10 protein-coding genes are annotated in these 7,956 nt (G+C 67.0%); 7 read left to right on the top strand and 3 right to left on the bottom strand.

The features are described from left to right. The 7 genes from radA to JWM94_RS15075 form a co-directional block, all read left to right on the top strand. A partial coding sequence (gene radA, locus JWM94_RS15105; protein ID WP_299428891.1) for a DNA repair protein RadA occupies positions 1 to 1,065 on the top strand: 1,065 nt, incomplete at its 5' end. A 9-nt stretch (positions 1,066 to 1,074) separates the two neighbouring features. Next, complete coding sequence (locus JWM94_RS15100; protein WP_299428889.1) at positions 1,075 to 1,707, top strand: CvpA family protein; 633 nt, start codon at positions 1,075 to 1,077, stop codon at positions 1,705 to 1,707. A 73-nt stretch (positions 1,708 to 1,780) separates the two neighbouring features. Further along, positions 1,781 to 2,200 (top strand): iron-sulfur cluster assembly scaffold protein, encoded by a 420-nt coding sequence (locus tag JWM94_RS15095; RefSeq protein ID WP_299428887.1) that lies wholly within the window; start codon positions 1,781 to 1,783, stop codon positions 2,198 to 2,200. Then, positions 2,200 to 4,023, top strand: a complete 1,824-nt coding sequence (locus tag JWM94_RS15090) for a cation:proton antiporter (protein ID WP_299428885.1) — start codon at positions 2,200 to 2,202, stop codon at positions 4,021 to 4,023. Before JWM94_RS15095 ends, JWM94_RS15090 begins: the two co-directional genes overlap by 1 nt. Continuing rightward, positions 4,020 to 4,403, top strand: a complete 384-nt coding sequence (locus JWM94_RS15085; protein ID WP_299428883.1) for a diacylglycerol kinase — start codon at positions 4,020 to 4,022, stop codon at positions 4,401 to 4,403. The genes JWM94_RS15090 and JWM94_RS15085 overlap by 4 nt, the downstream gene beginning before the upstream one ends. Then, positions 4,400 to 4,729, top strand: a complete 330-nt coding sequence (locus JWM94_RS15080) for a DUF423 domain-containing protein (RefSeq protein WP_299428881.1) — start codon at positions 4,400 to 4,402, stop codon at positions 4,727 to 4,729. The genes JWM94_RS15085 and JWM94_RS15080 overlap by 4 nt, the downstream gene beginning before the upstream one ends. Beyond that, positions 4,726 to 5,163: a hypothetical protein gene (locus JWM94_RS15075; RefSeq protein WP_299428879.1), complete on the top strand. Its 438-nt coding sequence runs from the start codon at positions 4,726 to 4,728 to the stop codon at positions 5,161 to 5,163. The genes JWM94_RS15080 and JWM94_RS15075 overlap by 4 nt, the downstream gene beginning before the upstream one ends. Positions 5,164 to 5,175: 12 nt before the next feature. Here the strand turns inward: JWM94_RS15075 and JWM94_RS15070 are convergent, their stop codons facing one another. Genes JWM94_RS15070 through JWM94_RS15060 form a run of 3 tightly spaced genes read right to left on the bottom strand, consistent with a single transcriptional unit; the run spans position 5,176 to position 7,597 of the window. Continuing rightward, on the bottom strand, positions 5,176 to 5,952 hold the full coding sequence (locus JWM94_RS15070; protein WP_299428877.1) for an energy transducer TonB: 777 nt from the start codon (positions 5,950 to 5,952) through the stop codon (positions 5,176 to 5,178). Beyond that, positions 5,949 to 7,049, bottom strand: coding sequence for a 3-dehydroquinate synthase (gene aroB, locus JWM94_RS15065; protein WP_299428875.1), 1,101 nt, complete (start codon positions 7,047 to 7,049; stop codon positions 5,949 to 5,951). Before aroB ends, JWM94_RS15070 begins: the two co-directional genes overlap by 4 nt. Next, the gene (locus JWM94_RS15060; RefSeq protein ID WP_299428873.1) at positions 7,046 to 7,597 is read right to left on the bottom strand and encodes a shikimate kinase; all 552 of its coding nucleotides are present in this window, start codon (positions 7,595 to 7,597) and stop codon (positions 7,046 to 7,048) included. Before JWM94_RS15060 ends, aroB begins: the two co-directional genes overlap by 4 nt. Positions 7,598 to 7,956: the final 359 nt, after the last annotated feature.

The following is a 7,956-nucleotide window of genomic DNA, read 5'->3' as shown; positions in this document are numbered from 1 at the left end:
AAGTCGACGCTGCTGCTTCAGGCGAGCGAGGCGGTCTCGCGGACCGGGGCGAGCGCGGTCTACATCAGCGGTGAGGAGGCGACCGGTCAGGTGCGGTTGCGCGCCGAACGGCAGGGGCTGGCCGGTGCGCCGATTCGTCTCGCGGCGGCGACGTCGGTCCGCGATATCCTGACCACGCTCGGATCGATGGCGCCCCCCGCGCTGCTGGTGATCGATTCGATCCAGACGATGCATTCGGACCTGATCGAAGGCGCGCCGGGGACGGTGAGCCAGGTGCGCGCGTCGGCGCAGGAGTTGATTCGCTTCGCGAAGGAGCGCGGCACCGCGGTGGTGCTGGTCGGGCACGTCACCAAGGACGGCAGCATCGCGGGACCGCGCGTGCTCGAGCACATGGTCGACACCGTGCTGAGCTTCGAGGGCGAACGCAGCCACCAATACCGTATCCTGCGCGCGATCAAGAATCGCTTTGGTGGGACCGACGAGATCGGCGTGTTCTCGATGGAGACGGGCGGGCTTTCCGAGGTGGCCAACCCTTCGGCACTGTTCCTGACGCATCGCGAGGAAGGGATGACGGGATCGACCGTATTCCCCGCGCTGGAGGGGACGCGGCCGGTGTTGGTCGAGGTGCAGGCTTTGGTCGTGCGGCTGGCGAGCGGGGCGACGCCGCGGCGCGCGGTGGTCGGCTGGGATAGCGGGCGGCTGGCGATGATTCTCGCGGTGCTGGAGGCGCGGTGCGGGCTGAGCTTCTCGACCTGCGAAGTCTATCTCAACGTCGCCGGCGGCTATCGTGTGCAGGATCCGGCGGCCGACCTTGCGGTCGCGGCGGCGTTGATCTCCGCGCTGAGCGAGCGCCCGGTGCCCGCCGATGCGGTGGCATTCGGCGAAATCGCGTTGTCGGGTGAGGTCCGCCCGGTGGCGCACGCGCCGCTGCGCATGAAGGAAGCCGCCAAGCTCGGGTTCGAGCGCGCGATGGGGCCGGCGGGGACCAAGAACGAGGGCGGGATGCGGGTCAGCGGGTTCAAGACGCTTGGTGCCCTCGTTGACCACATGCTGGGGCGCGGCTAGCCACCGCTCATGGGTCTGCACACGCTCGATATCCTCGTCCTGCTCGGCGTCGCGGCGACCGCTGCGTTCGGTTGGATGCGCGGGTTCGTCCACGAAATATTGTCGCTGTTCGCCTGGGTGCTCGTCGTCTTCGCGCTCAAACTGGTGCATGCGCCGGTTACGCAGGCGCTGACCGGAATTGTTGCGACATCTACCGGCGCGGCGGTGCTGGCGTTCGCGCTGATCGCGGGCGCGGCGTGGTTAGCCGGGCGGATGCTGGCGCAATCGATCGGCAAGCGCACGCGGACCTCGATCCTCGGCCCGCTCGACCGCGCGATGGGGTTCGGGTTCGGTGCGCTCAAGGGACTGATCCTGGCGAGCCTCGCGTTCCTGTTGCTGGTGCTGGTGACGGACACTGCGGCGGGCGGGCCGAAGCAGCGTCCGTTATGGCTGACCAAGGCGCGGACCTATCCGCTGCTCAACGCGACGAGTGCGTATGTCGCGGACGTGATCGGCAAACGGCGCAGCGGGCAGGCGATGTTCGGGGGTGACGGCAATGCGTCCGATACGGCGGGAAATGATAGCGATGACGCGATTGCACCTACCAATACCAGTGCTCCCGCGAAGGCGGGAGCCCAGGGTCGTAAACGCAGCGCCAAGTAATCCTGGATTCCCGCCTTCGCGGGAATACGATGTAGGGGTGCATCCCTTGGCCGCCTCGCCTACATCGCAAGCGATGAACGCGCCGCTTTACAATACCGAGATCCTGCGGTTGGCGGCGTCGATCCCGCACCACGAGCGATTGGCGAGTCCGATGGGTAGTTCCGAAAAGCGCTCTCCCATCTGCGGCAGCCGGGTGACGGTCGACGTCAATCTGGCCGACGGGCGAGTGAGCGAAATCGGGATGATGGTCCGCGCCTGCGCGCTGGGCCAGGCATCGTCGTCGCTGCTCGCCGCGAACGCGATCGGCAAGACGCCGGTCGAGCTGGTCGCCGCGCGTGATCAACTCACCGCTTGGCTCGCGGGCGAAGGCGCGCTGCCCGACTGGCCCGACCTCGACATCTTCACGCCTGCGCTGACCGTAACCGCGCGCCACCCGTCGATCCGCCTCGCGTTCGAGGCCGCCGCCGACGCCGCCGCCAGGGCGGCCGCCTGATGGGCGACGGGTCGATGCTCCGCGACGGCGTGGTGATGCTCGGCGCGGGGCTGGTGTTCGTGCTGCTGTTCCGCCGGCTCGGGCTTGGCGCGACGCTCGGTTTTCTCGTCGCGGGTGCGCTGATCGGGCCGCAGGCGTTCCACCTGATCGGCGATGCCGAGGGCAAGATCGGCGTCGCCGAGCTCGGCATTACGCTGCTGCTGTTCATCGTCGGGCTCGAACTCAACCCGAGCCGGTTGTGGAAGATGAAGCAGGACATCTTCGCGCTCGGGCTGATTCAGGTCATCGTGTGCGGCTTCGCGATATCGGCGATCGTCCATTGGGTCGGCAACACGACCTGGGCGGCGGCGCTCGTGCTCGGGCTGCCGCTGGCGCTGTCGTCGACCGCGCAGGTGCTGCCGATGCTGCAATCGGCGGGGCGGTTGCGCACCCCGTTCGGCGAGCGCGCGTTCGCGATCCTGCTGTTCCAGGACCTGTCGATCATCCCGCTGATCACGCTCGTCACGATCCTGTCGCGCAACCCCGCCGACATGGGCGGTCCGCCGGGCTGGCTGCTGTTCGTCGAGACCGTGCTCGCGGTCGGCGGACTGATCCTGATCGGCCGCTATCTGCTCCGCCCGCTGTTCCGCGTGATCGGCAATCTCGGCGAGCGCGAGATGTTCGTGTTCGCGGCGTTGTTCACGGTGATCGCCGCCGCCGCTCTGATGGAATATCTCCATTTGTCGACCGCGCTCGGTGCGTTCGTCGCGGGGGTGATGCTCGCGGATTCGCCGTATCGCCACGAGCTGGAGGCCGATGTCGAGCCGTTCCGCTCGATCCTGCTCGGGCTGTTCTTCCTCGCGATCGGCATGATGCTCAACCTTCATGTCATCGCCGATCGGCCGTTCATGGTGATCGGCATGGCGATCGCGCTGATCGCGACCAAGGCGGCGATCGTCATGGGCATCGGGCTGGCATTCAAGATGAACTGGCGCGGCGCGCTCGCGCTAGGGCTGCTGCTCAGCCAGGGCGGCGAATTCGGCTTCGTGCTGTTCGCGCAGGCGCAGCGCGCGATGCTGATCGACAGCCAGGCGGTCAGCATCTTCAGCGCGGTCATCACGCTGTCGATGGCGACGACGCCGTTCCTGATGATGGTCACCCGCAAGTTCCGCGAGGCGCCCGCCGCGAAGGGCACGCGCGAGGGACCAAGCGCCGACGGCGCCAACGCGCTCATCGTCGGATACGGGCGCTTCGGGCAGACGGTGTCGCAGATGCTGATCGCCGCCGGTGTGCCGGTGACACTGATCGACACCGACATCGAGATGATCGACGTGGCCGGCGAATTCGGCGCCAAGGTCTATTACGGCGATGGCACGCGGATGGATTTGCTGCGCCAGGCCGGCGCGCACGACGCCGAGCTGATCATGTTCTGCATCGATGGCGACCAGCTCGACGCCGAGCTCATGGAGGGCGTGCATGAGGCCTTCCCCAACGCGTCGATCTTCGCGCGTACCTATGATCGCCGCGCACTCCTCAAGCTCAAGGGTTCGCCCGTATCGGGCGTGGTGCGTGAGGTGATGGAATCGGCAGTGAGGATGGGCCGCCTCGCGCTCGAGGCGATCCAGGTCGAGGGCGAGCAGATCGACCGCGCCGAGGACATGTACCGCGCGCGCGACAAGGAACGGCTGCGCGCGCAGTTCGAAGCCGGCGACCTGCGCGCCGCGCGCGACCGCATTATCACCAGCGACGAACGCGAAATCCTCGGCGCGGCCACCGACCGCCACAGCGTCGCCGTCACCGGAGACGACGCCGCGGATGAGTTGGGCCGGGGCCAGGAGCCGTGAAGAACCGCCCGTTCCGCGAGCGGCTTGGCTTTGCGCTGGCGGGGTGGCGCGCGGGATGGCGGCGAGAGCGGAGCTTTCGGACGCAAGTGTTGCTGGCGGCGGTCGGCTTGGCGGCGTTGTTGGTGCTGCGCCCCGCGCCGGTCTGGTGGGCGCTCGTCGCAATCCTCGTCGCGCTGATTCTCGCGCTGGAATTGGTCAACGGTGCGATCGAGGCGACGATCGACTTGTTCCATCCCGGGCTGCATGACGAGATCAAGGCGGCCAAGGATATGGTGGCCGGCGCGGTGCTGGCGATCAGCGCGGCGGCATTGGTGGTGGGGCTGGCGTTGGTGGTCGAGCGCGGGCCGGCGGTGCTGCGCGAATGGGGCATGATACGATGAAACGGATCGCCGTCTTAGCCGCGCTCTCGGGCGCACTGGCGATCGGCGCCGGGGCGTTCGGCGCGCATTGGGCGAGCAAGGATGTCGCCGATCTGCTCAAGACCGGTGGGCAATATCAGCTGATCCACGCCGTCGCCGCGCTGGTTGCGGTGCGGATGGACGCGCGCGGTCCGGCGGCGCTGTTCGTTATCGGCAGCGCGCTGTTCGCAGGGTCGCTCTACGCGCTCGCGCTCGGTGCGCCCCGTCCGATCGGGGCGATCACACCCATCGGCGGGCTCGTGATGATCGCGGGGTGGCTTTGGCTGGCATGGAGAGCGCGGCGGTGACCAATATCTGGCTCGCCGCCGGCGGTACGTTGAGCGCGGTAGGTTCGCTGCTCCACCTCGGCTGCATTTTCGGTGGCCCGTCCTGGTATCGCGCGCTGGGTGCGCAGGAACGGATGGCGCGGATGGCGGAGCAGGGGAAGCTCGAACCGGCAATCATCACTTTTGGCATCGCGCTGATATTGGCAGTGTGGGCCGCCTATGCCTTTTCGGGCGCAGGATTGATCGGCCGGCTACCGCTGTTGCGCACCGGACTGGTGGTGATCTGCGCGATCTACCTGGCGCGCGCGGCGGCGCTGCCGCTGATGATCCGATACTGGCCGGGCAATTTGAGTCCGACGTTTCTGACCGTCAGTTCCGCGATCGTGTTGGTGTTCGGTGTGGTCCACCTGATCGGGCTAATGACCGGGTGGGCGCAGCTTTCGGGCGACCGGTAGCGGGACGTCGAATCACTCGTCCCACAATTCCCAGCGCACCGACAGGATCGCGTAGCGATCGGTCTTCTCCAGGGACTTTTCGAAACGGCCCTTGCGCATTGCCAGATTGCAAGACGTTTCGTCGAGAGCCGGGTCGGCTTTCACCACGACCCTACAGGCACTGGGCATGCCGTCCGCGGACACCGTTACGGCGATGACCGATCGGCCTTGCGCGCCGCGCCGCTTGGCGTCGCTCGGATAGCTGTCCGCCGAGAACCAGGTACCGGGAGACATCCCGCGCCGCGGTACCGCCTTGGCGGCAGGATCGATGCCCCATGACTTGAACAGATCGTCGTTGCAGGCGGTAAGTGCATTCAACACCGGTTGCATCTTTCCCGTGACGAACGAGAACCCGTCCTTGCCGGGGGTAATCGTCACGCCGGTGGATTGCGCCAGAACGGCGACCACGTCCTGGTCGGCATGAACTTCATAACCGCGAAGCGTGGTGCCCTTCGGAAGCCAGCTAACATAGTCGATCTGCCATTGTTGCCCGGACGGCTGTGCTACGACCACGGCCCGGCCGCGCCGAACGCCCCCGCCGCTGCTTGGCGTCAGGACGTATAGCGTTTGTCCGCCATCCTCCATCGATACGCCGGGCTTGAGCACGAGCATCGTGCTGGCGTCTGTCGGTCCGAACGCGCGCGAGACCAGGCACATGTCCTTCTGATAATCGACAATCCACTTTCCCGACGGCGCAAGCGGTACCGGGGTCGTCGCGGCGGCAAGCGCCAACGTAAGCCAGCTGATCATGATGGTCCTTCATCCAGAAACGTCATCACGTCGGCCAGATCCACCGAATGGTCTACAAACGTCCGCCCGATTCCGCGCGCCAAGAGGAAGGGGAGGGTGCCGGCGTCCATCTTCTTGTCGTGGCGCATATGATCGACCAAAACCGCGCCGCTTGCGGTGATGCCGGCCGCCGCGACGCCGTCGGGCAGGCCGACCGCGCGGAGGTGCGCGGCGACGCGCTCGGACTCCTGACCGGAGCACAGCCCGCGCCGCGCGGAATACGCGAAGGCGAGCGCCATGCCCGCGGCGACCGCTTCGCCATGGAGCACCTTGTCCGAGAACCCCGCCTCGGCCTCCAACGCGTGGCCGAAGGTGTGGCCCAGGTTGAGCAAGGCGCGCTTGCCGGTGGTCTCGCGCTCGTCCTCGGCGACGATCCGCGCCTTGGCGGCGACCGAATGCGCAATGGCGTATTCGCGCGCCGCGGGGTCGCCGGACAGCAATTTCTCACCGTTCGCTTCGCACCATTCGAAGAAGGCAAAGTCGTCGATCAGCCCGTATTTGACGACCTCGGCATAGCCGGCGCGCTGTTGTCGGGGCTGCAGCGTGTCGAGCACGTCGGGGTCGATCAGCACCAGCGCTGGCTGGTGAAACGCGCCGATCAGATTCTTGCCCGCCGCGGTGTTGATTGCGGTCTTGCCCCCGACCGAACTGTCGACCTGCGCGAGCAGGGTCGTCGGTATCTGCACGAACCCGCACCCGCGCTTGACGATCGAGCAGGCGAACCCGACCAGATCGCCGATCACCCCGCCGCCGAGCGCGATGACATGGTCGCCGCGTTCGACACCGTGCATCAGAAGTCGGTCGGTCAGCGCCTCCAATTGGCCCCAACTCTTGGTGCCCTCGCCCGGTGGGAGTACGATCGCCTCGCTGGCGATCCCGGCGGCGGCGAGCGCGCTTTGCAACGCGGCGAGGTGCGGTGCGACGTTCGAGTCGCTGACGATTGCCATTGATCGTCCCCGCGCCAATGGTGCGAGATGGTCGTCGGCGCGCGCCAGCAGCCCGCGCTCGATCACGACGTCATAGCTGCGGTCGCCCAATGCGACGGGAATGCTGGTCACGATTTCACTTCCCAACCGATCGCCTTCAGGATCGAAAAAACCGCCGATTCGTGCGGCGCCTGATCGCTTGCGATGCGGATCGGCGCTTGCGCATAGATCGGGTTGCGCACCGCGGCGAGACCGTCGAGCACCTCCTGCGGGTCGCGATCCTTCAGCAAGGGCCGCGTGTCGCGTCGCCTCACGCGGTCGGCGAGCACGCGCGTCGGCGCGTCGAGCCAGATCGCGATCGCCTGCTCGAGGATCATCGCGCGCGTCTCGTCGTTGATGAACGCGCCGCCGCCGGTCGCAATCACTTTCGGCGTGCCGTCGACCAGCCGCGCGATCACGCGGCGCTCGCCGTCGCGGAAATAGGGCTCGCCGAATTTCTCGAAAATCTCGCCGACGCTCATGTCGGCAGCGATTTCGATCTCATGATCGGCATCGGCGAACGGCACGTTCAACCGGGCAGCGAGCCGCCGCCCGACGGTCGATTTGCCCACACCCATCAGCCCGACGAGCACGATCGGCTTGCCGGTCCACGATTGGGGTGAGGGGGCGCTTTGCAACATGGGCTTTGGGCTATACAGCGCACCGGGCGTCCGGGCACAAGCTATGGCCCGGCGGGTGATCGTTTCGAACGAGAGTATGTGTCGCATGTCGCGAATGATGATGGTGCTGATCGTTGTTGTGCTGGTGTTGGTCGGGGGGATGATTTTGCTATCGACTCGCGCGCACGAAAAACAGCCGACCCGCGTTGAAAAGGCCGTGTCGCTTGGCAACCTCCAGGGTTAGGCTGGGCCTCTCCGCGGTTGCGCTGCTCGCCATCGGCGGGGCGGCGGTCGCGCAGCAGAAGCCCGAATCGATCCTGCCGCCAGGGTTCGACCAGCCGCCTGCGACCGCGCCGCGTCCGGCGCCGACGCGCGCTCCC

The organism is Sphingomonas bacterium (genome assembly GCF_028289855.1).
In the GTDB taxonomy this organism is placed as follows: domain Bacteria; phylum Pseudomonadota; class Alphaproteobacteria; order Sphingomonadales; family Sphingomonadaceae; genus Sphingomonas.
Note: the sequence above shows the minus strand (reverse complement) of the source record. Positions and strands in the feature narration are given on the sequence as shown.